Below are 25,407 nucleotides of genomic sequence, written 5' to 3' on the forward strand. Positions count from 1 at the left end.
AGTGAAAAGGTAGGTAATATTATGGAATTCAAAGTGAAAGATGGTCAAATCATCTATTATCGTGATCTCGGTAAAGGCTTTCCAATTGTGTTTTTGCATGGCAATAATTTGTCAGGAAATTACTTTGGTAAGCAAGGAATTCTGTATCGAGACTATCGTTTAATTTTCATTGATAGTCGTAATCACGGCAGGTCCAGTCGTCAGAGTGTTAAGATGACCTTTGAACAGATGGCTGCCGATTTGGAGGAAATTTTGCAATATTTGAATATCAAGAAGGCCTTATTTGTCGGTCATAGTGACGGTGCTAATTTGGCTATGGTTTATGCTAGTCGTTATCCTGACCGGATTGCAGGGCTCTTGCTTAATGCGGGAAATATGACCTTTAATGGGTTGACGAGACGCTCAAGATTCGCGGTCTATATACAATATCTTTGCTTAAAAGCCTTGTCACCATTTTCATCTAAAATGGATATCATGGCTCAGGTAACGGGTCTTATGCTTCATGACTTGCCACTAGATAGGGAACGTCTACATCAGGCTGCCTATCCTGTTTGGGTAGTTATGGGGCAAAGGGATGTTATCAGTATCAGGCATTCTAGAGAGATTTCAGAGCTCTTTCCGATTCATAAGCTCTATGTCCAACGTCGTGAAGGGCATCGTCTAGCTCAACGTAAATATAAGGTCTTCAATCAAATGATTCGTGAGCTTGTGAGAATTAGTCGAAAAGAGGTGGTGGCATGAAGCGTCTTTTAGAGAGACTTCAACCTTTAAAAGCGGCCGTTAAATCTATCTTCTTTATCTCGATTACGGTTCTTGTAGTCATAGAATTGGTTCGCCTCAAACGGACCATCACTCTAGAGTCACTTGAGTCAGCCCTGTCCGGTTTGTCTATTTGGCATCTTGTTTTGATGGCTATCATCGGACTAGTCGCTGTCTCCCCTATGCTCTTTTATGACATCATACTGAATAAGGAGCTAGAAACGGATTATTCCAAATCCTATATCTTAGAAACAAGTTGGGCTGTTAATACCATTAATAACTTGGCTGGTTTTGCTGGTTTGGTCGATGTGGGTCTGCGATATTCCTTTTATTCTGAGGATGGGCAGGAAAAGACGGGTGTTAAGGCACTTTCTCGCTTATTGCCTTACTTTATGTCGGGCCTATCCCTTTTAAGTGGTTTGGTATTCGCTGTCTTTTGGTTCTTCCCTCTAAGTCCAGATTTAAGAAAGTATTGGTTACTGTTATTGGGGATTTTCCTTTATCTACCTTTTATTTTCTTTGTTTCTAGTCGTGAAAAATTAGCCTATTTTGGTCAAGTACCATTGAAAACGAGGCTAAGTCTTCTTTTAGCTTCGACAGCTGAATGGGGAACGGCCCTTGGGAGCTTTGTAAGTGTAGCTTATTTAATGGGCTTACATGTTCCTCTTTATAATCTGATTCCTCTTTATTTCCTAGCGGTTATTATTGGTATCTTCTCAATGATTCCAGGTGGGATTGGTAGTTTCGATTTGATTGTGATTACCGGTCTGACCTCTATGGGGGTTAGTAATGCTCTTGCGGTTAGTCTGCTCTTGCTCTTTCGTTTAACTTACTACGTTATTCCCTTCTTGTTAGGTGTTGTCTTCTTTTTCAAACACATGGGAGGGAGTATCAACGAGAAATACTTCAAACTTTCTTCACGAGTATTTGGTGGAAGTCTCCACCGCTTTCTTGTGTATTTGCTGCGTTTTTCAGGGATTTTCTTGATTTTGTCAGCCTTAATCCCAGAACGCTTGGCAAATGTCTACTTTATTAGCCGTTTTAATCCTATTCAGGAACAGTTGATTTGGCAATTCCCAAGTATCCTATTTGGAACTCTATTCATTTTCATGGCTCGTCTCATCAGACGTCGGGTGAAGGGAGCTTTCATTGCTTCCTTAATAACCTTTGTCTTGACCTTGATTTATGTCAATCTCAATGGTATTTCTTGGGCCATGTCTTTCCTAATTGTACTCTCTTTGGTGCTTATGTTGATCATCAGAAAGAGGTTGTATCATCGTTACTTTGTTTATAGTTGGGAAGACAAAACAAAGGATTTCCTTTTCCTAGCCTTTACTATTCTGGTTCTTCTTGTTCTGGGTGGCAGCGGTTTTTGGTCTCATTTATTGCCACCTAAGAACCGGGATGTTCTTGGACATTTTGTTCATATTTGGTTTGATATTTTACTGGCATCAGTTATCATTGCAACTATTGTTTGGGGAGTCTTGAGAATTTTGGCACCCCGTAGGCCTTTTGGTCAAAGCATGGATGATGAGCGCTTCACAGCTCTCCTTGAGAAATATGGGGGTGCATCAGAAAGTGCCTTGGCTTATTTACATGATAAACGCCTCTTTTGGTATCGTGTCGATGGACAAGACCAGGTCGTTTTCCAATTTGCACAAACCAGCAATAAGTGTGTGGTTATGGGAAATCCAATTGGTAATGAAAATTATTATCGTCCAGCTTGGGAATCTTTCTTGAAGACACTATCAGATTGGAATTTACAAGCCTTGTTTTATGAGGCAGACGAGAGTATTACCCTGATGCTTCATGATTATGGCTTTGATTTTATGAAATTTGGGGAAAACGCCATGGTTGATTTGACGACATTCTCTGTCGATGGTAAGCATGGTAAGAAGTTCCGTAAACCAACCAATCGTGTCGAAAAAGCAGGTTTCCAGTTTAAGTTACTTGATCCTCCATTTTCAGAGACTCAGATGCAAGAAATGAAGGCTGTCTCAGATATTTGGCTTAACGGCCGTAAGGAGAAGGGTTTCTCTCTTGGTTTCTTTGATGAAGCCTATCTGCAGCAGGCACCGATTGCTATTGTGGAGAGTGAGGAAGGAGAAATTGTAGCCTTTGCTAATATCATGCCAACCAAAAACAAACGGGTGGCGACGATTGACCTTATGCGTTATGATTTTGAAAAGGCACCTGAAGGTATCATGGATTATCTCTTTGTCAAACTCTTCCAGTACTTCCAAGCAGAAGGAAAGCAATACTTTGATATGGGAATGGCTCCACTCGCGAATGTGGGTACTGAAGAAGATAGTTTCTTGGAAGAGAAGGTTGCCAATTTGGTCTATGTCTTTGCGCAGCGTTTTTACTCTTTTAGTGGCCTCCAACGTTATAAGGAGAAGTTCTCTCCAATTTGGTCTCCAAAATACATTGTTTATCCTAAACGAACTTGGCTCTTGTTTGATATGATTGCCATTTTAAGGATTGATAATCGTAAAATTGAAGACAGATTGAAGAAAAGACGTCTTTGGAAATAGATATAAAAAATAGCGAAACCTTTGGGTCTCGCTATTTTGCTATGTCATAGAATTATTTCTCAAATTCTGCTTTTGATTTAGTATCTGCGTATTCTTCAGCAATCTCACTTGAGAGAATGTCATCATAACTTGGCAATTCAATGTCTTGGCCATATTTGTTACGAAGGGCAGTTGTGACCAAGCGGTAGGCAAGGTTGGCGTTACGAGAAAGAATTGGTCCATGGAAGTAGCTACCATAAACATTTTTATAGTGGACCCCTTCAGTACCATCTTCCTTGTTATTACCATTACCGTAGACCACTTTGCCAAGTGGTTTTTCATCATCAGAAAGGAAGGTACGCCCTTGGTGATTTTCAAAACCATAGTAAGTTTCATCAAACTCTTCGTTATGGATTTTGATGTCACCGATGTAACGGTTATTTTCTTGATTAAGGGTGTAGTGGCCCATGACGCCGATACCATCAATGCGGACACCGTTAGCCTGGATGTAATATTGTCCGAGAAGTTGGAAACCACCACAGATAGCTAGGATTACTTTATTATCTTGGATGAATTGACCAATGGCATCACGTTTAGTTGGAAGGTCTTTAGCAACGATGGACTGTTCGTAGTCTTGACCACCTCCAAAGAAGACCATGTCGTAGTGGTCCTTGTCGAAGTCATCTCCAACTGAAACGATGTCGAAGGTCATCTTAGCACCAAGTTTTTCCCCCACGTATTTGATCATAAGGACATTACCGTTGTCACCATAGGTATTGAGCAGATTCCCATAAAGGTGGGCAACATTTAGGTCATAGGTGTAGTCACGATTTTCTGGAGATTTGAGTGAAGTATAGGTCATTAGTTCATCTCCTTTCCAACAGCATGACGTTGAGCAAGAATATCACGGAATTCAAGCATGGCAGTATAGGTCGCCAAGATATAGGCATGGTCGCAATCTTGTTTTTCAATCAAAGCCATAATATCTTCAAGTTTTTCTGCTTGCGTAATCTTATCCTCTGGATAGCCAGTCACACGAAGGCGGCGAGCAATTTCAGAATGGCGAACACCACCAGCATTAATCTCAGGGATATCCATCTCGAGAATGCTTTCAAAGTTGGCATCCCAAATCCAGCTGGTGTCAATACCATCAGCATAGTTAGCATTAAGAAGGACTGACAAGCTAAATGGATAATCTGCAAGTTTAATCATGTCAAGAGCTTGGCTGGCTCCTACGGGATTCTTAATTAGTACGAGGGTACATGATTTGTCACCAATCTTAAAAGTTTCTTGGCGTCCAAAGACAGCACGGCTCTTATCAAAACCAGCTTTGATTTGCTCTGGAGCTACTCCGAAGAATTCAGCGACAGAAACAGCAGCAAGGGCATTGTAGATGTTATAAAGACCACCGACATTAATCTTGTAATCTTGTCCATCAATGACAAATTCAGAAGTAGTGTTGGTGATTTTAGTCAACTCTGTCAGCTTATAATCTAATTCTGGACGGTGGAAGTCGCAGTTAAGGCACACATAGTCACCCAAGTTAGCGTAAGTATTAAGGCGATACTGAAGAATACTCTCACATTTAGGGCAGACAATACCTTCAGTATTATAATGAGCCAGCTCAGGATCATGTTTTTCAGTGTCAAAACCGTAGAAGCGCACGGGATTGACTACCTCTTTAGAATTGAAAAGAGGACTGTCTCCATTAGCCAAAATAGTAGCCTCAGGCGCCTTAGCAGCACCATCTAAAATCATCTGATAAGTGGTATAGATTTCACCATAGCGGTCCATTTGGTCACGGAAAATATTTGTGAAAACAAAAAGACTTGGAGTGATGTACTCAGTGATTTTTGGAAGGCTGGCCTCGTCAATTTCCAAGACAGCAATTTTCTTACCAGACTTGGCTTTTTTAGCTGTTAGGAAAGTAGAAGTGATCCCTGTGATCATGTTGGCTCCGCTAGGATTGGTCACAATCTCACCAAAAGCTTCTTTAAGAATACCTACTGTCAAAGCCGTTGTCAGAGTCTTACCGTTGGTTCCAGTAACAACGACAATTTCGTAGTCCTTGGCTAAAGTGTCTAAAATATCTTTGTCAAATTTAAGGGCAATTTTTCCAGGCAGGGTTGAACCACGTCCCAATTTTGAAAGGACGAAATGGCTAGCTTTACCCGCCAGAATTCCCATGGTAGTTTTCATAGTCATGAATTTATTTTATCACAAAAAGTAGTGATTGTAGTCTCAAAATAGTTAGAATTCGTGGTATAATAGAAACTGTTTAAAAATTAAAAGAAAGTGTGATATGTATGGGAATACTTTCGTCCATTGATATTGATTTTTGGCGGTCACTCTTTGATAGTCCGCTGAAAGTTATCGTCAATAGTTTGGACATATTGATTGTTGCTTTTTTAATTTATCGCTTTATTAGGGCCCTACGAGGGACAAAAATTATGACCCTTGTTCAAGGGGTTGTCTTATTTATTTTAGTCAAACTGATTTCTGATTTTATAGGCTTCACAACGATTTCTTATTTGATGAATCAGGTCATCAACTATGGAGCTATTGCGGCGGTTGTAATCTTTGCACCAGAGCTTCGTTCTGCACTTGAAACCTTTGGACGGACACCTCAGCATTTTTTGCAAAATAAAGAGGTTAGCTCAGACGAGAAGTTGGTTCAAGCCTACGTTAAAGCTGTTAAATACATGAGTCCTCGTAAGATTGGGGCCTTGGTTTCTATTGAACAGACTCAGACCTTACAAGAGCAGATTGCGACTGGGATTCCGCTTGATGCGGTGGTGACTGGGGAACTATTAATTAATATTTTCATCCCAAATACACCGCTTCATGATGGAGCAGTTATCATCAGAGATAACAAGGTTGCGACGGCTTGTTCTTATCTGCCATTGACAGAATCTAATAAGATTTCCAAAGAATTTGGAACTAGACACAGGGCTGCCATTGGTCTTTCAGAACAAACAGATGCGCTTACCTTTGTTGTGTCAGAGGAGACTGGTGCGATTTCCATTGCTTACAAGGGAAATTTCATCCATGATCTTTCTATTCAAGAATTTGAAGAAGAGTTGAGTCTTGTCTTGTTGAAAGAACAAGAACCACGTCAGTCATTCTTCCAACGTTGGATTGGAGGTAGCAAAAAATGAAGCGTTTTGTAAATTTCTTTAAAAACGATCGTTTATGGCAGATGCTAGTTGCTCTCTTCTTTGCCGTGGTACTCTTTTTCACAGCTTGGTCGGGGAATACGCAAAATAAAAACAATAGTTCAAGTGCATCTAATACCTTTACACAAACCGTTGAGTCGGTTCCTGTGGATATTAAATATGATAGTGATAAGTACTTTATCAGTGGTTATTCCTATGATGCTGAAGTCTATTTGACGGCGACAACACAGCTGGCGTTAACGACTGAGACAAGTAGTGATACGCGTCACTTTAAATTAGTTGCTGATTTGTCAAATTTAGGCCAAGGAACTAGTCGAGTACCTATTCAGGTTAAGGATCTTCCGGCCGGAATGTCTGCGCAAGTATCACCATCAACCTTGACGGCAACTATTGGTAAAAAAGCCAGCAAGACCTTTGACGTCGTAGCTAACATCACATCAGATAAGTTGGCAAATGGCTATGAAGTAAAAAAAGTTAGCCTGGATAACACCAAGGTAGAAGTGACCTCGAGTGAAGATATCATTAACCAGATTGACCATGTTCAAGCAGTTTTGGAAGGTGATTCCAACCTGTCTGAAGATTATGATGGTAACTTGGTCCTTCAAGCAGTTTCGGCAAACGGTACAGTCCTAGCAAGCTCTATCTCACCAGCTAAGGTACATGCTAAGATTAGTTTGAGAAAATTAAGCAAATCTGTTCCTGTCAAGGTAGAACTGACTGGAGATAAGGCTAGCAATGTGTCTAGTATCAGCTATAGCTTTGATCGTGGACATGTGACTATTGTTGGTAGCCAAGAAGCTATGGATAAGATTGATAGCATTACAGTCCCTGTGGACATTAGCCAAGTGACTAAGGACACTTCAAAAACAATAGACCTTAAGGCAGAAGGTGTTACGGTTCAGCCTGGCACTGTTAAGGTTAACTTAAAAGTCACGCAAAAATAGGGGGAGTTACATTTTCTCCCAAATTCATGTATAATGGATGGGATTGAGAGGGACTAATCTCATAAAAATGTAACCAATTAAAAATATTTAAAATCAAGGGTTGAAAATATTGGCGAAATCTTATAAAGTTAGATTATCTAGATAGATTTCACTAGATTGACTCTTGCTAAACAGCATCACAGTTTAAGGAGGATTTAGTGCTCAAGCACTAATAATAAAATTATGGGTAAATATTTTGGAACAGACGGTGTTCGTGGAGAAGCAAACGTTGAACTTACGCCTGAATTGGCCTTTAAATTAGGTCGTTTTGGTGGTTATGTGCTTAGCCAACATGAGACTGGCCGTCCTAAAGTTTTTGTGGCACGTGATACACGTATCTCTGGTGAGATGTTGGAATCTGCCTTAGTAGCAGGTTTGCTCTCAGTGGGTATTGAAGTCTACAAACTTGGAGTACTTGCAACACCTGGCGTCTCATACTTGGTTCGTACAGAAAATGCAAGCGCTGGGGTTATGATTTCAGCCAGCCATAATCCAGCTCTTGATAATGGTATCAAGTTCTTTGGTGGTGATGGCTTTAAATTGGATGATGCGCGTGAAGCGGAAATTGAAGCCCTTCTCGATGCTGCAGAAGATACACTTCCACGCCCTTCAGCTGAAGGACTTGGAACACTTGTTGATTATCCAGAGGGTCTTCGTAAATACGAAAAATTCTTGGTAGCTACAGGTGTTGACCTTGGTGGTATGAAAGTTGCTTTGGATGCGGCTAATGGTGCGGCTGCGGTATCTGCACGTAATATTTTCCTTGACTTGAACGCAGAAATCGCTGTCATTGGTGACCAACCTGATGGCCTTAACATCAATGCTGGTGTTGGTTCGACACACCCAGAGCAGTTGCAAGCCTTGGTTAAAGAAACTGGCTCAGCAATTGGTCTTGCCTTTGATGGAGACAGTGACCGTCTCATCGCTGTTGATGAAAATGGTGATATTGTTGATGGTGACAAGGTGATGTACATCATCGGTAAACATTTGTCACAAAAAGGCGAGTTGGCTAAAAATACCATTGTAACGACAGTTATGTCAAACCTTGGTTTCCACAAGGCACTTGACCGTGAAGGCATTAACAAGGCAGTGACTGCTGTTGGTGACCGTTACGTTGTTGAAGAAATGCGTAAAAACGGGTACAACCTTGGTGGTGAACAATCTGGACACGTTATTATCATGGATTACAACACAACTGGTGATGGCCAATTGACAGCAATCCAATTGACTAAAGTCATGGTTGAAACAGGTAAGAGCTTGTCTGAATTGGCTTCAGAAGTGACTATCTATCCACAAAAATTGGTTAATATTCGTGTGGAAAATAGCATGAAAGATAAGGCTATGGAAGTTCCTGCCATTGCCGCGATCATTGAAAAAATGGAAGCTGAGATGGCTGGAAATGGCCGTATCTTGGTTCGTCCAAGTGGTACCGAACCTCTCCTTCGTGTTATGGCAGAAGCACCAACAGATGATGAAGTAAACTATTACGTTGATACGATTGCTGATGTTGTTCGTGCAGAAATTGGATTGGACTAAGTATGATAGCTAAACTGAGAGCCTTCATGGCTACCGAAGTTTTCAAGTACCTTTTCTTTGGTGTCTTGGCAACTTTGGTCTATATGGTTAGTCGTACTTTGATTTTCCAGTTTACCCAACAAGGAACACTTTCAGCAGTCTTAGCAAATGCGATTGCCATTATCTTTGCCTTTTTTACAAATGACATGTTTGTCTTTAATCAGGAAAAGACAGGTATGGTCACGCGCTTTGTTAAGTTCGTGGGAGCCCGCCTATTGACCTTGGTCTTGGATTTGGCTCTGGCCTATTTCTTGGTCGATACCTATCCAGAAATTATTGGTCAATTTGTTGGGCATAGTCATGCTTGGGTAAACGGTATCGAGAGCCTTTTCTCTCAGGTCCTTATCATTGTATTGAACTACATTATTTCTAAATTTTTCGTCTTTACAGGCGAGAAAGTATAAACAAAAAGGAAGTTGTTAGGAAATGTGTTAAAACCATTTCTTACCAACCTCCTTTTTTGATATAATTGAAGAGACTTAAAAAAATAGAAAGATGAAACATGTACGTACAATTATCTCAACGCCTCAAGGACGTAGCAACCTACGTTCCGAAAGGCGCAAAACTCTTGGATGTAGGCAGTGATCATGCCTATCTTCCGATTTATTTACTTGAAAAAGGTTTGATTACTTCAGCTATTGCTGGTGAAGTGGTAAAAGGCCCTTATGAATCTGCTCTTGCTAATGTCTCAGCTTCTGGTTTCCAAGATAAAATAGATGTGCGCTTGGCTAATGGCTTGGCTGCCTTCGAACCTGCTGATGAGGTAACAACTATCACGATTTGTGGCATGGGAGGACGTCTTATTGCGGATATCCTAGATGCTGGAAAGGACAAACTAACAGGCGTAGACCGTCTGATTTTACAACCAAATAATCGTGAAGATGATCTCCGTATTTGGTTGATGGAAAATGGTTTTGAGATTATTGCCGAATCCATCATGACTGAAAATGGCAAATATTACGAAATCATGGTGGCAGAAGCTGGCCACATGAGCCTTTCGGACAAGGAAGTGCGTTTTGGTCCTCATCTCATGAAAGACCAATCTCAGGTTTTCCAGCTCAAATGGCAACGTGAAATCAATAAATTAGAGATTGCTTTAGGATCCATTCCACTGGCCAATCAGGCTGATCGTACAGCTATTGAAGATAAAATTCAAACCATTAAGGGGGTTTTGAATCATGTTAGCTAGTGAACTTATTAAGACTTATGAAGAATTTTGTCCACAGGAGCTTTCTATGGAAGGTGATGTGGTTGGCTTGCAGATTGGTAGTCTGGACAAAGAGATTCAGAAGGTCATGGTTACCTTGGATGTTCGTGAGAATACGGTAGCCGAAGCCATTGAAAAAAATGTGGACCTCATTATTGCTAAACATGCTCCAATTTTTCGTCCAGTTAAGGATTTGGTGTCTTCGCCTGACCGAGATATTTTACTTGACCTGGTTAAGCATGATATTGCGGTCTATGTGAGTCATACTAATATTGATGTTGTTAATGATGGCCTTAATGATTGGTTCTGTGACTTACTTGACATTAAAGACACCACATATTTAACGCAGACTTCTGAAAATCATGGAATCGGTCGAGTGGGTGATATCGCGCCACAGACCATTGAAGAACTTGCTCTCAAAGTAAAAGCAGTTTTTGGCTTGGACAGTGTTCGCTTGGTTCGTTATGACCATGATAATCCTCTTGTTAGCCGTGTGGCTATTTGTGGGGGTAGTGGTCAAGGATTTTCCAAGGATGCTTTGAAAAAGGGTGCACAAGTCTTTATCACTGGTGATGTTTACTACCATACTGGTCAGGAAATGATTACTAACGGTCTTTTGGCAATTGATCCTGGGCACCATATTGAAGCCCTCTTTATCTCAAAGATTGCTGAGAAACTTGAGGCTTGGAAACGTGAGCATGATTGGAATGTGACCATACTTGAAAGTCAGTCCTCAACCAATCCTTTTGACCATTTGTAGGAGGATGTGTCTTTGACTTGGCTTTTACATCAAAATGTGGTCTTTTTGGCCTTACTTGCAGGTCTTTTTACTTGGGGCTGTACCATTGTCGGCTCGGCCATTGTTTTCTTCTTCAAGAATATTAGTCGTAAATTATTAGATATCATGATGGGGTTTGCGGCTGGAGTCATGATTGCGGCCTCTTTTTGGTCACTTTTGGATCCCTCTTTAACATATGCAACTCAAAATGGCTATGGGAAATGGTCCTGGTTCCCTGCGGCAGCTGGTTTCTTGCTTGGTGGTGTGGCCCTTCGTTTGATTGATGCCGTCGTTCCCCATTTGCATTTGGGAAATGATATCTCAAAAGCAGAAGGTATTCAACCTCGTAAGAAAAAGTTGTCCAAGACTGCCCTGCTCTTTTTGGCTATCACGATTCATAATTTTCCAGAGGGATTAGCAGTTGGTGTTACCTTTGGTGCCCTAGCTGGTGGGAATATGACACTTGCTGGTCTTATGGGAGCTATTGGTCTAGCTATAGGTATTGGTTTGCAGAATGTCCCTGAAGGTGCAGCCCTCTCTATTCCTATTCGAGCAGATGGAAAATCTCGTATCAAGGCCTTTTATTGGGGCTCGATGTCAGCTATCGTGGAGCCTACAGGAGCTGTTATGGGAGCTGCTCTAGTCTTGTGGATGATGGTGATTATTCCTTATGCTTTGGCTTTTGCGGCTGGTGCCATGATCTTTGTGGTAACGGAGGAATTGATTCCTGAATCACAAACCAATGGTAATACTGACGTCGCCACCTTAGGGCTCATGGTTGGCTTTGTTGTTATGATGGTCATGGACGTGGCCTTAGGTTAAAAATACTAGAGAGCTGTGCCTATTGATATAGGACTCAGCTCTTTTCAAATAGATGGAGTAAAAAATGAAAATTGCAATTGTTGGTGCAGGTATCGTCGGCTCAACGGCTGCCTACTACTTATCAAAAGAAAAAGACGTAGAGGTTACAGTATTTGATCATGGTCTTGGGCAAGCAACCAAGGCAGCAGCAGGGATTATCAGTCCCTGGTTTTCTAAGCGTCGTAATAAGGCCTGGTATCGAATGGCCCGTTTGGGAGCCGATTTTTACCAAGATTTAGTTTCAGATCTTGAAAATGATGGTTATGACACGATCTTCTATGATCAGTCTGGTGTAGCCCTTCTCAAGAAAGATGATAATAAGTTGGGAGGTTTGTATCAGCATGCAGAAACTAGGCTAGAAGAATCACCCATTATTGGTGAACTCTCTATAAAAAATGCTGCCGACCTCCCGGAATTTACTGGATTTGACCGTTATCTCTATGCTTCTGGAGGTGCCAGAGTGGAGGGAGCAGAATTGACAGCGACTTTGATTGAGGCCTCAGGTTTTGAAAAGGTAGAGGGTCTAGTCACACTATCTCCTCTTGATAATGGCACTTACGAGATTAATGGTCAAACTTTTGATAAGGTTATTCTTTCTTGTGGTGCCTGGCTAGGTCAAACACTCGAACCTCTTGGTTTCGAAGTAGACGTTCGCCCCCAAAAGGGGCAATTGCGTGACTATTTCTTTGAGGGCATGGATACTGGTAGATTACCTGTTCTGATGCCAGAGGGCGAATTGGATGTCATTCCTTTTGCTGGTGGAAAGATTTCGGTAGGGGCCAGCCATGAAAATGACCAAGGCTTTGATTTGACAGTTGATGGAACTGTACTTGCAAGTCTGGAGGAAGAGGCTAAGACCTATTTCCCTGACTTAAGTACTGCCAAGTCCTTCTCAGAACGTGTGGGAACTAGAGCCTACACGAGTGATTTCTCACCTTTCTTTGGAGAAGTTCCAGAACTTGAGGGTGTCTTTGTCGCCTCTGGTTTAGGATCTTCAGGGCTTACGACAGGGCCACTGATTGGAAAGAATCTGGTTGATTTGGCCATGAATCGACCTGGCAGCTTGGACAGTGCAGATTATCCAGTGGCTCAGTACGTTAAGAAAAAAGACTAATAGTATTAAAGCCCTCCAATATATTGAAATTTATGAATCAGTTAGCTATTTCTCCTTATTGAGGGATACTAGCTGATTCTTTTTATTAGAGTACTTTATATCTATTTCTTATTTAATTAGAAAATGATAAAATAGTAACTGTTCATCGATTGTAGGTGAATACTAATAAAAAAGGGGAGGGACTATGTTCCAAAAAGTTAAAGTATATGTGACAGTCATTGTTACTTTGCTAGCCATAAATTTAGGCCTGTCTGTCAAAGCAGGGGCAGCAGAAGACTTGGCTGTAACAAAGACAAGTATTGTTCTAGAAAGTTATGAGTTTGGACCGGCTGTAACCAAAGTTATTTTTGAATTTAATCAGAAGGTCACGCCAGAGGTTGTCCACAGCTCAACTCAGGTTACAACAGCAGGAGTCAGTCGTCAGGTAACGAACTCTTATGTGTCTGATGATCAGGGGCACGTGGTCTATTATGACAATAGCAAGTACGTGACGCTTGAATTGAGCCTACCGTCTTATAACCGCTACAACATGGGTGGGAATGCTGAACCTATGTATTTTAACCTTACTACTTGGACCAATCAATGGCTGGAAAGTTATATGGTGTCGATGAAAGATTTGTCAGTAGTGGCAGAAGGTAGTAGTCAGTCGCAGATGGTTTCATCTGAGCAAGATGCCATCAACAATCGTTTGATGCCAACGACGGAGGTTTTCGGCGAGCGAGGACAGGTAGGTAACATGCAGTATGCGGCTTATAGTGCCCAGACTGGTACGGGGAATAGCACCAAACCATTGATTGTCTGGCTACACGGCATTGGTGAAAGAGGGACAGACATGAATATTCCGCTTCTTTCAAATGACGTCTATGCCCTTACCCAGCCTGAGATTCAAGGTCATTTCTTAACAACTGGTGATCAGGCGCGTGGGGTTAATGTTCTAGCTGTTCAAACACAGACACCTTGGGGGTCAGATAATGCAGCACAACTCAAAGAGACCATTGATACCTACCTAGCTAATCACCCTGAGGTAGATAAGGGACGAATCTATCTTGCGGGAGTTTCAAATGGTGGTGGTATGGTTTTGACCATGGGAGCAACCTATCCAGATTATTTTGCAGCTCTCGTTCCAATTGCAGCGCCCTTAACTGTTGATCAATCTGGGATTGATAAACTGAAGAACCAGCCTATGTGGTTGATTCACACGAAATCAGATACAACAGTACAACCAGAAAATAGTGTCTTGCCTTTATATAAGAGCTTGATTACCTCTGGAGCTACTAACAAGTGGTTCTCATACTTTGAAACAGCGACTGGGACTGATCTTCCTGGTACAGAGTATGATGGGCATTGGGCTTGGATTTACTTCTTCCATGACCAGGTGATTGGCGTTCAGCATCCTGAAAATACGAAAAATTGGGATGGTTATAGTGGTATGGTAGCCACTGATCCAACTAATGGAGGAGGCTCTCGTGCCAGTGTCAATGGACAAACTTATAACAGTATCTTTGACTGGATGAGTGCACAAAGGCACTGAAGAAGATGATGATTACGCTTTCTAAGGAAAGTGCTACAAGAGGTTATCTTCAATCTAAAAGGGTTTCAAGCGAAATCCTTTTTTCATTGGATTAAGAAAATGGAAACTTGTGATTTTCTTAATGAAAGCTTAAGAACATAGGGTTTACCGTGACAAGAGGGCTGAAAAATGCTAAAATATAGGTAATATATTAGAGAAAAAAGGAGCCTTCTTATGAAAGGTATTATTCTTGCAGGCGGTTCAGGGACGCGTTTGTATCCATTGACACGTGCTGCATCAAAACAACTGATGCCGATTTACGATAAACCAATGATTTACTATCCACTTTCAACGCTTATGTTGGCTGGTATTAAGGAAATCCTCATCATCTCAACACCACAGGACCTTCCACGTTTTGAAGAGCTCCTTGGTGATGGTTCTGAGTTCGGTATTTCCCTTTCTTACGCAGTACAACCAAGTCCAGATGGCTTGGCTCAAGCCTTTATCATTGGTGAAGACTTCATTGGTGACGATAGTGTTGCCCTTGTCCTCGGGGACAACATTTTCCATGGCAATGGTCTTTCTGCCATGCTTCAACGTGCTGAAGCTAAGGAAAAAGGCGCTACAGTCTTTGGTTATCAAGTTAAGGACCCAGAACGTTTTGGAGTTGTTGAGTTTGACGACAATATGAATGCCATCTCAATTGAGGAAAAACCTGAGCATCCAAAATCAAACTTTGCTGTAACTGGTCTTTATTTCTATGACAATGATGTTGTGGAAATTGCCAAAAATATCAAGCCAAGCCCTCGTGGCGAACTTGAAATCACGGATGTTAACAAGGCTTACCTAGAACGTGGTGACCTCTCTGTTGAGCTTATGGGACGTGGCTTTGCTTGGTTGGATACAGGCACTCATGAAAGTCTATTGCAAGCTGCTCAGTACATCGAGACAGTTCAACGTTTGCAAAATGTCCAAGTAGCTAACCTTGAAGAGATTGCCTATCGCATGGGTTATATCACTAAAGAACAGGTTCTTGAGTTGGCACAACCACTTAAGAAAAACGAATACGGACAATATTTGCTCCGTTTGATTGGAGAAGCATAATGACTGAACAATTTTTTGGTAAAGAACTAGCTGCCCGCAAGATTGATGCTATTCCAGGTCTGCTTGAATTTGATATTCCTGTTCATGGAGATAACCGTGGATGGTTCAAGGAAAACTTCCAAAAGGAAAAGATGTTGCCACTTGGTTTTCCAGAATCATTCTTTGCAGAAGGAAAATTGCAAAATAACGTTTCTTTCTCACGTAAAAATGTTTTGCGTGGCTTGCATGCTGAGCCTTGGGATAAATACATCTCAGTAGCAGATGAAGGAAAGGTTCTTGGAACATGGGTTGACCTTCGTGAAGGCGAAACGTTTGGAAATACCTACCAAACAGTGATTGATGCCTCAAAAGGAATCTTTGTTCCTCGTGGTGTTGCCAATGGTTTCCAAGTTTTGTCTGACAAAGTATCATACAGCTACCTCGTAAACGATTACTGGGCACTTGAACTTAAACCTAAATACGCCTTTGTCAACTACGCTGACCCAAGCCTTGATATCAAGTGGGAAAACTTGGAAGAAGCAGAAGTCTCAGAAGCAGATAAAAATCACCCATTGCTCAAAGACGTTAACCCCCTCAAACCAGAGGATTTGTAAGAATATAGCTTGCACAGCATTTTTGCGACTGCAAGGAGCCTGGTAGGATCGTTCCTGCGCTAGTGGAAACAAGATTCCCTTAGGGAATCTTGTAGGGAAATCCGGAGACTTTGGCTCCGGATTTAGCCATGAAACCGAAGGGTTGCTGGCGTCCCTCACTAGCCAAAGGAACGATTAAGAAAAAAATATTTTTGGGAGAAAAAATGACTGAATATAAAAATATCATCGTAACTGGTGGCGCAGGTTTCATCGGTTCAAACTTCGTACACTATGTCTACAACAATCATCCAGACGTGCATGTGACTGTCCTTGACAAACTCACTTACGCTGGTAACCGTGCTAACATTGAAGAAATCCTTGGTGACCGTGTTGAATTGGTTGTTGGTGATATTGCTGACGCTGAATTGGTTGATAAATTGGCTGCTAAGGCTGATGCTATCGTTCACTACGCGGCTGAAAGTCACAATGATAATTCATTGAACGACCCATCACCATTTATCCACACAAACTTTATTGGTACATACACACTTTTGGAAGCTGCTCGTAAATATGATATTCGTTTCCACCACGTGTCAACAGACGAAGTGTATGGTGACCTTCCATTGCGTGAAGATCTCCCTGGACATGGTGAAGGTCCTGGTGAAAAATTCACAGCAGAAACCAAATACAACCCATCATCACCTTATTCATCAACTAAGGCTGCTTCAGACCTTATCGTTAAAGCATGGGTGCGTTCATTTGGTGTTAAGGCAACTATTTCAAACTGCTCAAACAACTATGGACCATACCAACACATCGAAAAATTCATCCCACGTCAAATCACCAATATCTTGTCAGGGATTAAACCAAAACTTTATGGTGAAGGTAAAAACGTCCGTGACTGGATTCACACTAACGACCATTCAACTGGTGTTTGGGCTATCCTCACTAAAGGTCGTATCGGTGAAACTTACTTGATTGGTGCTGATGGTGAAAAGAATAACAAGGAAGTGCTTGAGCTTATCCTTGAAAAAATGGGTCAACCAAAAGACGCATACGACCGTGTTACAGACCGTGCTGGTCACGATTTGCGTTACGCTATTGATTCAACAAAATTGCGTGAAGAACTTGGTTGGGAACCACAATTCACAAACTTCGAATCAGGTTTGGAAGAAACAATCAAGTGGTACACAGATCACCAAGACTGGTGGAAATCCGAAAAAGAAGCTGTTGAAGCTAACTACGCTAAGACACAAGAAGTGCTTAAATAATTGGGAAATCTATCACTTCCAAGCTAGTGATAGATTTTTCTATTAAGAAATATTAGGAGAGATGATGAATAGAAAAGAATGGATTGAATATTTTGAAGCGATTAATAATCGTAAGCCCACTATTCAGGAGTGTCAGCAGGCCCTTCTAAATGGTGAATTTGTTATGGAAGGAAAACAAGCTACTTTTTCCAACAGTGGAAAGTCTGTGACTGAAGGAGTCAGACCTTTACCGAATCAAATGACTGGTCAAATGGTCAACCCAGCTTATTCACAACAAATGGTCTTTGTTAAGAAGAAAAAGTTTGGCAAGAAGACTTTTATTGGTCTTGGGATTGCTTTATTTCTTGTTGTAGCAACAAGTCTTGGACTCTTTTTGTTTTCTTCCAAAGGAACAAACTTGGGAGGTTTGTGGGTAACTAATGATAATGTTGGTTTGGTTTATGATTTAAGTGGGAAGAAGTCAAAACTTGTTGCAGGCTATAGGGAAGAAGAAATCAAAGAAATCTCTATTGGTAATAAAGTTAGACAGGAGTTTGAAGCACGTTTAGAAGATGTCAGTAATTCAAAACTAAAAACGATTGCTGATTTTGACAAGAAATATCAATTACAGACCAAAGAGATAATACTGGTTAAGACGAAATGGGAATGGTTTGGATACTATAATCTGATTCAGAAAGATGGGACAAACTTAGTTCTAGATTTATTCTTATCAGACCTCTACTACGGATCAAGAAGTACCAAAGATTTAAAAAAGAAATGTCTTTTTCATAAGGCAGAGGTTCCAAAAGCCTTTGTTGGAAAATGGAAGACATATGATGATGAAAATGAATCAGAAGGAGAATTGACTATCTCTGAAAATGGTGTTATGACTACAGATTCTGATGATATAGATATCTTAAATGTTAAGCCTTTAGATATCTTAATTGCTAAGCCTTTAAAAGAATATCTGGCGGATCAATCAGGCAGCGCAGATAATGATAAGGTGCAAAAAGAGTTTGCTAAAATACAGAAGTCTCTTAAGTCACATGGTTATCAGGCTAAGAGTGTTAATGACATCTACCACGATGCGAGAAAGTCATACTATTATATCGTTGTAGATGGTGGTAAGCGCATTATTATCTTGGAGGATAGCTTCAACATTCTCTCCATAGGGGGTTATATTGAAAGAGAAGACAAATAGTAATTAGGATACCTCTAGCAGATAAGAAGTGCTTAGATCATATCCCAAAGTCTATCATTCCTCTAGGAGTGATGGACTTTTTTTACTTGTAAATACGACATTAACTTATGACAGCGATACAATAAATTACATAAATGTTACAAAAATTACATAAAATGCTTGATTTTTGTAACAAAATAGATATAATAGACATATAGAAAAGAGGTTTATGAAAATGAAAAGAAAAGTTATTCGTGTTTGTTCCCTTGTTTTGTTGTCTGTAGCTGTCTCTACAGCACTTGTAGGATGTGGCTCTAAGTCAGAAAAAGACACTGCAGCATCATCTACAACTTCAACTTCTAAAGTAGTGAAGTCATCTGCTAAAACAAAAACATCTGAGAAGAAGTCTGCTAAAAAGGCTAAGACAGAAGCTTCATCTTCAAAGGATTCTCAAGGTCAAGAAGAAGAGAGTTCTCCTGAAGCTAGCTCTTCAAAAAATCAAGCCTCAGCTGGAAATGATGCTCAAGCAGGGACAAATAGCAGTGCTGCTTCTGAGTCAAACAAGTCTAGTCAAGCAACAGCTGATACCCAAAGTGACGCTCCTGTCCCAGCAGCTTTGGTTGGAACTTGGACTGGTACAAGTCCTCAAGCAACAGACATTAGTTTTACAGTTGATGCTGATGGCAACATCACTTCGAAGGCAAATTTCAATGTCGATTACGAACCCTATCGTCAAAGCTCTACAACTGCAAAAGCTGTTCAAATTTCTGGAAATCTCTATGTTTGGGAGGGTGGCGATTTTTCTACCTTGCTTCCTGGTATTACAGGACTAGGGGGAGCTGGTTTCCAAGCTAAGCCTGGCTTTATTCTTGAAAATGGGACTTACACGCCAGTTCAATTCATCTCTGACTTGGGACCAACCTTTGATTATAGCAACTATAATGCTTTCCCATTCTCATTAACAAAATAAAGTAAAGAAGCGATCTGGAGAGATGGCTTCTTTTTTGGCTTTAAACTCTTATTTTTCAAGGTCTCATTTCTGCTTAAAAAATGGTAGAATAGTTACATGCAAACAAAACCAACGTCAGCCTATGTGCACATTCCATTTTGCACACAAATTTGTTATTATTGTGACTTTTCTAAGGTCTTTATTAAAAATCAGCCCGTTGATGACTACCTACGGGCTTTGATTCGTGAGTGGGAGCTTTTAGATATCAAGGAGCTTCGCACCCTTTATATTGGTGGTGGGACACCGACAGCTATTTCTGCGGAGCAATTGGACTACCTTTTAAGCAATCTTCAGAAGAACTTGGATTTGTCTAAGTTGGAGGAGTTTACTATTGAGGCTAATCCTGGTGATTTGACGGTTGATAAGATTGAAGTGCTCAAAAAATCTGCTGTTAATCGCGTCTCTTTAGGGGTTCAGACTTTTGATGATAAGCACTTGCGTCAAATTGGCCGTAGTCACAATCAAGCACAGATTTATGAAAGTATTGATAGCTTGAAGGCTGCTGGTTTTCATAATATTTCCATTGACTTAATTTATGCCCTTCCTGGTCAAACCATGGATCAGGTCAAGGAAAATGTGAGAAAGGCACTGGAACTGGATATTCCCCACCTAAGTCTCTATAGTTTGATATTGGAGCATCACACGGTCTTTATGAATAAGATGCGTCGGGGTAAGCTCAATCTGCCAACTGAAGACTTGGAAGCAGAGATGTTTGACTATATTATCCAAGAATTGGAAAACAATGGTTTTGAGCACTACGAGATTTCAAACTTTACCAAACCTGGGATGCAGAGTCGACATAATCTCATGTATTGGAATAATGATGAGTATTATGGTGTGGGTGCTGGAGCCTCTGGTTATGTCAATGGTGTTCGTTATCGCAATAGAGGGCCTATCCAGCATTATCTAAAGGCTATAGTTGAGGATGGTCATGCTAGACTTCACGAGGAGCATCTGACTAAGTCGGAGATGATGGAGGAGGAGTTCTTCCTTGGTTTGCGTAAAAAATCAGGTGTGTCTATTAAACGTTTTGAAGAGAAGTTTGGCTTATCATTCGCCGATACTTATGGGGATATCGTGAAAAAACTACAGGAAGATGGGCTCTTGGTTAAGGATTCTGAGGTGGTTCGTATGACCAAACGAGGACTCTTTCTGGGAGATAGTGTCGCTGAGCAATTTATCTTGGAGGATTAAATGGGATTAAAATTTAGTATTCCTTATCAGATTCCGTTTTATGAGACGGATATCATGCATCAGGTAAAATTACCACACTTACTGGCTTTTTCATTGCAAGTATCTGGTATGCAGTCAGAGTCTCTGGGTAATACGGATAAGGAAGTTTTTGATAAATATGGTCTAGTTTGGATTGTGACAGACTATGCGATTGAGATTGACCGTTTGCCTCGTTACAATGAAAAGGTGACCATTACAACGGAAGCCGTTTCCTATAATAAGATTTTTTGTTACCGTAATTTTTACATCACGGATGAGACTGGTCAACAAATCATGCTCTTTAAGACTACCTTTGCCCTTATGGATTATGAAACGCGTAAGGTAGCCGAAGTGCCAGATGAGGTGGTAGCACCTTATGGGGCTGATAAGATTAAAAAGTTGATTCGAGGGCCTCGCTATAAGGCTTTGGAAAATCCAATTGAGACGCTTTATCGTGTGCGTTATTTTGACCTAGACATGAATGGTCACGTTAATAATAGCAAGTACTTGGAGTGGATGTTGGATGTTTTCGATTTGGACTTTTTGACCAAGTATACACCAGCCCATATTGACCTCAAGTATGTTAAGGAAATTCATCATGGATCAGAAATTTATTCAGGTTACGAGTTTGACCAAGAAAGTTTGAGCAGTCAACACCAGATTTGTGTGGATGGCAATATTCATGCTCAGGCTATTATCCAATGGAAAGAAATAGGAGACGAGTAGGATGACATATAAAGGTTATTTGATTGATTTAGATGGAACTATTTACAAGGGGAAGGACCGCATTCCTGAGGGAGAAGCCTTCGTTAAGGAGTTGCAGAAGCGTCAGATTCCCTATCTTTTTGTGACGAATAACAGTATGCGTACACCAGAAATGGTCCAAGAACTTTTGCGTAATCAGTGCGAGTTGGAAACGCCTCTTGAGACCATTTACACAGCTACTTTGGCGACAGTTGACTACATGAACGATATGAATCGTGGCAAGACGGTTTATGTTATCGGTGAGACTGGGCTTAAATCTGCAATTGCGGAAGCGGGATATACGGTAGATGAGGAAAATCCTGCCTATGTTGTGGTGGGCTTGGATCGTGAAGTCACTTATGAAATGTTGGTAAAAGCAACGCTTGCTATCCACAAAGGGGCTATATTTATTGGAACTAACCCAGATTTGAATATCCCAACAGAACGTGGTCTTCTTCCAGGTGCTGGTTCCCTCTTGGCCCTTATTGAGGCGGCTACCCGTGTGAAACCAATCATTATTGGTAAGCCTAAAGCTATTATCATGAATAAGGCTCTTGAAATCCTTGGGACAGAACGTAGCCAAACTATTGTGGTTGGTGACAATTACTTGACTGATATTACAGCTGGCATTAAAAATGACTTTCCAACACTACTTGTGACAACTGGCTTCACCAAGGCGGAAGAGGTTGCAGGTCTACCTGTCAAACCAGACCACGTACTTGCTAGTCTATCGGAGTGGGATTTTGATGCGAACTAAGATTGAAGCTGTACTGACTCCGATTTGGCTCCTGGCCCTGTCTATCCTAGTGACGATTTATCTGGCATGGGGATTCTATTATTTTGATATTGATTGGATGCATCTTATGGATTATGTCATTATCGGAAAGACGGAGCTTTGGCATAATTTCAATGTCCTCATGCAGTACCTGACCTTTCCTTGGGTTGGTCATCTGGCCATGCCTGATTTTCCATCATCGGAGAGTGGGCTAAAGCATTTTCATGATGTGAAGTGGCTCTTTCATTTGGTACAGGGGCTTGTTATTCTACTGGCTTATCCCGCAGCAACTTCTCTCTGGCGAAATGTGAAGAAGGGCACCTTTGGTCTTTATCGTAGGCTTTATATGAGTCTAGTAATCTTGCCAGTCCTTATTGGGGTTGTGGGAGTTTTTCTCGGATTTGATGAGTTTTTTACGCTCTTTCATGAAGCCCTCTTTCCTGGAGATAGCAGTTGGCTCTTTAATCCAATCTTGGATCCGATTATCAATGTTTTACCAGAAGAGTATTTCCTTCAATGTTTTGTGATTTTCTTTATTATTTATGAGGGGTTGATGGTGAGTTTGACCTGGTTGGCCCATAAGCAGCTTACAATGTATTTGAAAAATAAGGAGTAGTTATGTCTATTCGTGATAACCATTTGCATACCCATCATTCCTATGATTCGGAAGCGAATTTTACTGATTATTTGACACATTTTGATGGTGAGATAGTAACGACTGAGCATTATGATCTCTCTAATCCTTATACCAAACAGGACGATGTGCCCGAGTACGAGGCTTATAGTCACGAAATCGAAAGTCTTAACCTCAAGTATGGCAATCGTATTAAACGTGGCATCGAGATTGGTTATTATCAGCCTAGGGAAAAGGATATTTTGGCCTTTTTGGATGGGAAGGACTATGATCTCAAGCTTCTTTCTGTTCATCATAATGGCGTCAATGATTATCTTGATGATGAGGTGGCTGATATGGACAAGGCTAGCATTATTCAAGAGTATCTGGACAAGTTGGAGTACGCTATTGGTCGTGTGGACGCAGATGTTCTGGCCCATTTTGACTATGGTTTCCGACTTTTTGACGTGACTGTTGATGAGTTAAAAGCCTATGAGGAGCAGCTCAAACGCATTTTCCAGAAAATGCTTGCTAATGATTTGGCTTTTGAACTGAATGCAAAGAGTATGTATCTCTATCATCACGAAGATCTTTATCGTTATGCCTTGGGCCTTGTTAAGGATTTGGGATGTTGCAAGTATTCTATCGGCTCTGATGGGCATAAGTTAGAGCATTTTCGTCTGAACTTTGATAAGATTCAGGTGCTCTTGAGAGAATTTGATATTACTGAAGATATGATTATATAGCGAAGATGGCTTCAACTGAAGCTGTCTTTTCTTAAGCTAACCTTAAAGAAAAGGCTTGGTTGTGGGATTTATAGAAGATTTTAAGCTTTGCTTGTTATGCTAATTTCAAGCAAAAGAAACTTATGGTTTCTATCTTATCTTTCAAAATTGGAGGTTTTCTATGAAATTTCTCAAAAGGCATGCCTATGCCTTACTCTTTACCCTTTTTCTGATGGGGGCAAATGTCTACTCTCTCTTAAAGGTCTTTGTCATTCCCTCAGCAGTCTCAACGGTTTCAGCCAATACGACTAGCTCAAGCACATCTTCGTCGACAGCATCTACCAGCACTGGTAAGGTAACTAAGACAGATACGACCTATAAAGATGACAATATGGATATCAAAATCACAACGGGTAAAACCAGTGATACTACCTACTATGTGGCAGATATCAAGCTGTCAAGTGCTGATTACCTTAAAACAGCTTTGGCGCAAAATACCTACGGGACTAACATCACCGACACGACATCTAGTATTGCCCAGCAAAATAATGCTATCTTTGCCATCAATGGTGATTACTATGGGGCTAATCAGTCAGGTTATGTGATTAAGAATGGGCAAGTCTATCGTGATACTGATCGAAACAGTGACTATGAAGACCTTGCCGTTTACTCAGATGGTAGCTTCAAGACCTTTAAGGAAAGCGATACAACGGCTCAAAAATTGGTTGATTCAGGTGTGGTGAATACCTTTGCCTTTGGTCCAACCTTGGTTGAAAATGGCAAGATAGCTGTATCGGAAAATGAAGAGGTTGGTCAAGCCATGGCTGACAATCCACGGACAGCCATCGGAGTCATCGAAGAGAGTGATGGCAGTGTGCACTATATTGTCATTGTCTCTGATGGTCGTACCAGTGAGTCGTCAGGATTGACTCTCTATGAAATGGCAGGGTTGATGAAATCCTATGGTGTGACGACAGCCTACAACCTTGATGGTGGTGGCTCATCAACCATGTATTTCAATGGTCAAGTCATTAACAAGCCAACCACAAACGGAAATAAAATCTCAGAAAGGGCGGTGAGCGATATTGTTTACATCGGTTACTAAAAAATCAGCCAGCAAACACTTTTTCACCTACATCGGTTTAACTATTTTTAGCCTAGTCTTTACCTTTGTCTATGAACGCTTTTCTTATGGCGAATCATCCATGTTTATGCGCATGATGTTCTTCGCACCATTGGCTGGAGCTTTGATTTATCTGCTAACAGGGATGGGAATGTCTTGGGTGAGAAATCGTGCCTCAAAACTTCTCTTTAATTCAGCCATCGCTGTTGTCGCTAGTGCTTGTTTAGTTAAAGGTATTGTTGAAGTCTCAGGACGTACAACTAGCGTGGACATGCCTTATTGGTATGTTGCTGCAGTGCTACTTTGTTTGAGTATTATGACAGGATTTATCAGACCTAGAAAATTGGCTTAACCATGAGAGCTTGGAGCTGTGCTTCAAGCTTTTTGTCTTGCTTTGAAAAATTATTTAGGATAAATATACAAATTATAGTATGAAGAAATGATTTCAATTTGGGAAATAGTAGAAAGAAATTGTCATAAAAAATAACTGAGCAAGATTTTTTGTGATAGGAATTTAGATAGAACGAGATCTTCTGTAGTGATGAAAGTACTTGAAAGAAGTGGTGTTTCCCAGTTAAGCTATCACACTCAGAAGTCTCTTTAGGGATCCACTTGGTTTGTAAA

General features: G+C 40.9%; 25 protein-coding genes. 23 read left to right on the top strand and 2 right to left on the bottom strand.

Annotation, left to right across the window (positions count from 1 at the left end; translation table 11 throughout):
- The first annotated feature begins 21 nt into the window (after positions 1–21).
- Both A6J31_RS03120 and mprF read left to right on the top strand, forming a co-directional pair.
- Entirely contained in the window at positions 22–741 is a 720-nt protein-coding gene (locus A6J31_RS03120; RefSeq protein WP_022495803.1) for an alpha/beta fold hydrolase, read from the top strand.
- A complete protein-coding gene (mprF, locus tag A6J31_RS03125; protein WP_080610419.1) occupies positions 738–3,293 on the top strand; it encodes a bifunctional lysylphosphatidylglycerol flippase/synthetase MprF in 2,556 nt (851 codons plus the stop codon). The genes A6J31_RS03120 and mprF overlap by 4 nt, the downstream gene beginning before the upstream one ends.
- A 52-nt stretch (positions 3,294–3,345) precedes the next feature.
- On the opposite strand, the gene gatD is transcribed toward mprF, so the two are convergent.
- Entirely contained in the window at positions 3,346–4,134 is a 789-nt protein-coding gene (gatD, locus tag A6J31_RS03130) for a lipid II isoglutaminyl synthase subunit GatD (protein WP_080610420.1), read from the bottom strand.
- The gene (murT, locus tag A6J31_RS03135) at positions 4,134–5,477 is read right to left on the bottom strand and encodes a lipid II isoglutaminyl synthase subunit MurT (protein ID WP_013990772.1); all 1,344 of its coding nucleotides are present in this window, start codon (positions 5,475–5,477) and stop codon (positions 4,134–4,136) included. The genes gatD and murT overlap by 1 nt, the downstream gene beginning before the upstream one ends.
- 101 nt (positions 5,478–5,578) lie before the next feature.
- Between murT and cdaA the strand changes: the two genes are divergently transcribed.
- The 21 genes from cdaA (at position 5,579) to A6J31_RS03240 (ending at position 25,135) form a co-directional block, all read left to right on the top strand.
- Entirely contained in the window at positions 5,579–6,430 is an 852-nt protein-coding gene (gene cdaA, locus A6J31_RS03140) for a diadenylate cyclase CdaA (protein WP_080610421.1), read from the top strand.
- A complete protein-coding gene (locus A6J31_RS03145) occupies positions 6,427–7,392 on the top strand; it encodes a YbbR-like domain-containing protein (protein ID WP_080610422.1) in 966 nt (321 codons plus the stop codon). Before cdaA ends, A6J31_RS03145 begins: the two co-directional genes overlap by 4 nt.
- A gap of 222 nt (positions 7,393–7,614) precedes the next feature.
- Positions 7,615–8,967 carry a phosphoglucosamine mutase gene (gene glmM / locus A6J31_RS03150; RefSeq protein WP_013990769.1) on the top strand — a complete coding sequence of 451 codons (1,353 nt, stop codon included), beginning with the start codon at positions 7,615–7,617 and terminating at the stop codon, positions 8,965–8,967.
- A gap of 2 nt (positions 8,968–8,969) precedes the next feature.
- Positions 8,970–9,410 carry a GtrA family protein gene (locus tag A6J31_RS03155; RefSeq protein ID WP_013990768.1) on the top strand — a complete coding sequence of 147 codons (441 nt, stop codon included), beginning with the start codon at positions 8,970–8,972 and terminating at the stop codon, positions 9,408–9,410.
- 98 nt (positions 9,411–9,508) lie between these two features.
- Positions 9,509–10,195 (top strand): tRNA (adenine(22)-N(1))-methyltransferase, encoded by a 687-nt coding sequence (locus A6J31_RS03160; protein WP_080610423.1) that lies wholly within the window; start codon positions 9,509–9,511, stop codon positions 10,193–10,195.
- Complete coding sequence (locus A6J31_RS03165) at positions 10,185–10,973, top strand: Nif3-like dinuclear metal center hexameric protein (RefSeq protein ID WP_080610424.1); 789 nt, start codon at positions 10,185–10,187, stop codon at positions 10,971–10,973. The genes A6J31_RS03160 and A6J31_RS03165 overlap by 11 nt, the downstream gene beginning before the upstream one ends.
- 12 nt (positions 10,974–10,985) lie before the next feature.
- On the top strand, positions 10,986–11,813 hold the full coding sequence (locus A6J31_RS03170) for a ZIP family metal transporter (protein ID WP_080610425.1): 828 nt from the start codon (positions 10,986–10,988) through the stop codon (positions 11,811–11,813).
- Positions 11,814–11,877: 64 nt separating this feature from the next.
- Positions 11,878–12,966: an NAD(P)/FAD-dependent oxidoreductase gene (locus tag A6J31_RS03175; RefSeq protein ID WP_080610426.1), complete on the top strand. Its 1,089-nt coding sequence runs from the start codon at positions 11,878–11,880 to the stop codon at positions 12,964–12,966.
- Positions 12,967–13,150: 184 nt separating this feature from the next.
- Complete coding sequence (locus tag A6J31_RS03180; RefSeq protein WP_080610427.1) at positions 13,151–14,497, top strand: acyl-CoA thioester hydrolase/BAAT C-terminal domain-containing protein; 1,347 nt, start codon at positions 13,151–13,153, stop codon at positions 14,495–14,497.
- A gap of 213 nt (positions 14,498–14,710) precedes the next feature.
- Positions 14,711–15,580, top strand: a complete 870-nt coding sequence (gene rfbA, locus A6J31_RS03185; protein ID WP_002883992.1) for a glucose-1-phosphate thymidylyltransferase RfbA — start codon at positions 14,711–14,713, stop codon at positions 15,578–15,580.
- A complete protein-coding gene (locus tag A6J31_RS03190) occupies positions 15,580–16,173 on the top strand; it encodes a dTDP-4-dehydrorhamnose 3,5-epimerase family protein (RefSeq protein WP_013990761.1) in 594 nt (197 codons plus the stop codon). Before rfbA ends, A6J31_RS03190 begins: the two co-directional genes overlap by 1 nt.
- Positions 16,174–16,376: 203 nt before the next feature.
- Positions 16,377–17,423, top strand: coding sequence for a dTDP-glucose 4,6-dehydratase (gene rfbB / locus A6J31_RS03195; protein WP_080610428.1), 1,047 nt, complete (start codon positions 16,377–16,379; stop codon positions 17,421–17,423).
- Positions 17,424–17,487: 64 nt separating this feature from the next.
- Entirely contained in the window at positions 17,488–18,603 is a 1,116-nt protein-coding gene (locus A6J31_RS03200) for a hypothetical protein (protein WP_037600546.1), read from the top strand.
- A gap of 208 nt (positions 18,604–18,811) precedes the next feature.
- Entirely contained in the window at positions 18,812–19,552 is a 741-nt protein-coding gene (locus tag A6J31_RS03205; protein WP_080610429.1) for a hypothetical protein, read from the top strand.
- 96 nt (positions 19,553–19,648) lie between these two features.
- On the top strand, positions 19,649–20,785 hold the full coding sequence (gene hemW, locus A6J31_RS03210) for a radical SAM family heme chaperone HemW (protein ID WP_080610430.1): 1,137 nt from the start codon (positions 19,649–19,651) through the stop codon (positions 20,783–20,785).
- Positions 20,786–21,529, top strand: a complete 744-nt coding sequence (locus A6J31_RS03215; protein ID WP_080610431.1) for an acyl-ACP thioesterase domain-containing protein — start codon at positions 20,786–20,788, stop codon at positions 21,527–21,529.
- 1 nt (position 21,530) lies between these two features.
- A complete protein-coding gene (locus tag A6J31_RS03220; protein WP_070575028.1) occupies positions 21,531–22,304 on the top strand; it encodes a TIGR01457 family HAD-type hydrolase in 774 nt (257 codons plus the stop codon).
- Positions 22,294–22,938: a TIGR01906 family membrane protein gene (locus tag A6J31_RS03225; RefSeq protein ID WP_070575029.1), complete on the top strand. Its 645-nt coding sequence runs from the start codon at positions 22,294–22,296 to the stop codon at positions 22,936–22,938. Before A6J31_RS03220 ends, A6J31_RS03225 begins: the two co-directional genes overlap by 11 nt.
- Before the next feature lie 8 nt (positions 22,939–22,946).
- On the top strand, positions 22,947–23,681 hold the full coding sequence (locus tag A6J31_RS03230; protein WP_070575123.1) for a PHP domain-containing protein: 735 nt from the start codon (positions 22,947–22,949) through the stop codon (positions 23,679–23,681).
- 160 nt (positions 23,682–23,841) lie between these two features.
- Positions 23,842–24,765 carry a phosphodiester glycosidase family protein gene (locus A6J31_RS03235; protein WP_070575032.1) on the top strand — a complete coding sequence of 308 codons (924 nt, stop codon included), beginning with the start codon at positions 23,842–23,844 and terminating at the stop codon, positions 24,763–24,765.
- Positions 24,746–25,135: a hypothetical protein gene (locus tag A6J31_RS03240; protein WP_070575035.1), complete on the top strand. Its 390-nt coding sequence runs from the start codon at positions 24,746–24,748 to the stop codon at positions 25,133–25,135. The genes A6J31_RS03235 and A6J31_RS03240 overlap by 20 nt, the downstream gene beginning before the upstream one ends.
- Positions 25,136–25,407 lie beyond the last annotated feature (272 nt).

The organism is Streptococcus sp. FDAARGOS_192, assembly GCF_002073815.2.
Taxonomy (GTDB): Bacteria; Bacillota; Bacilli; order Lactobacillales; family Streptococcaceae; genus Streptococcus; species Streptococcus salivarius_H.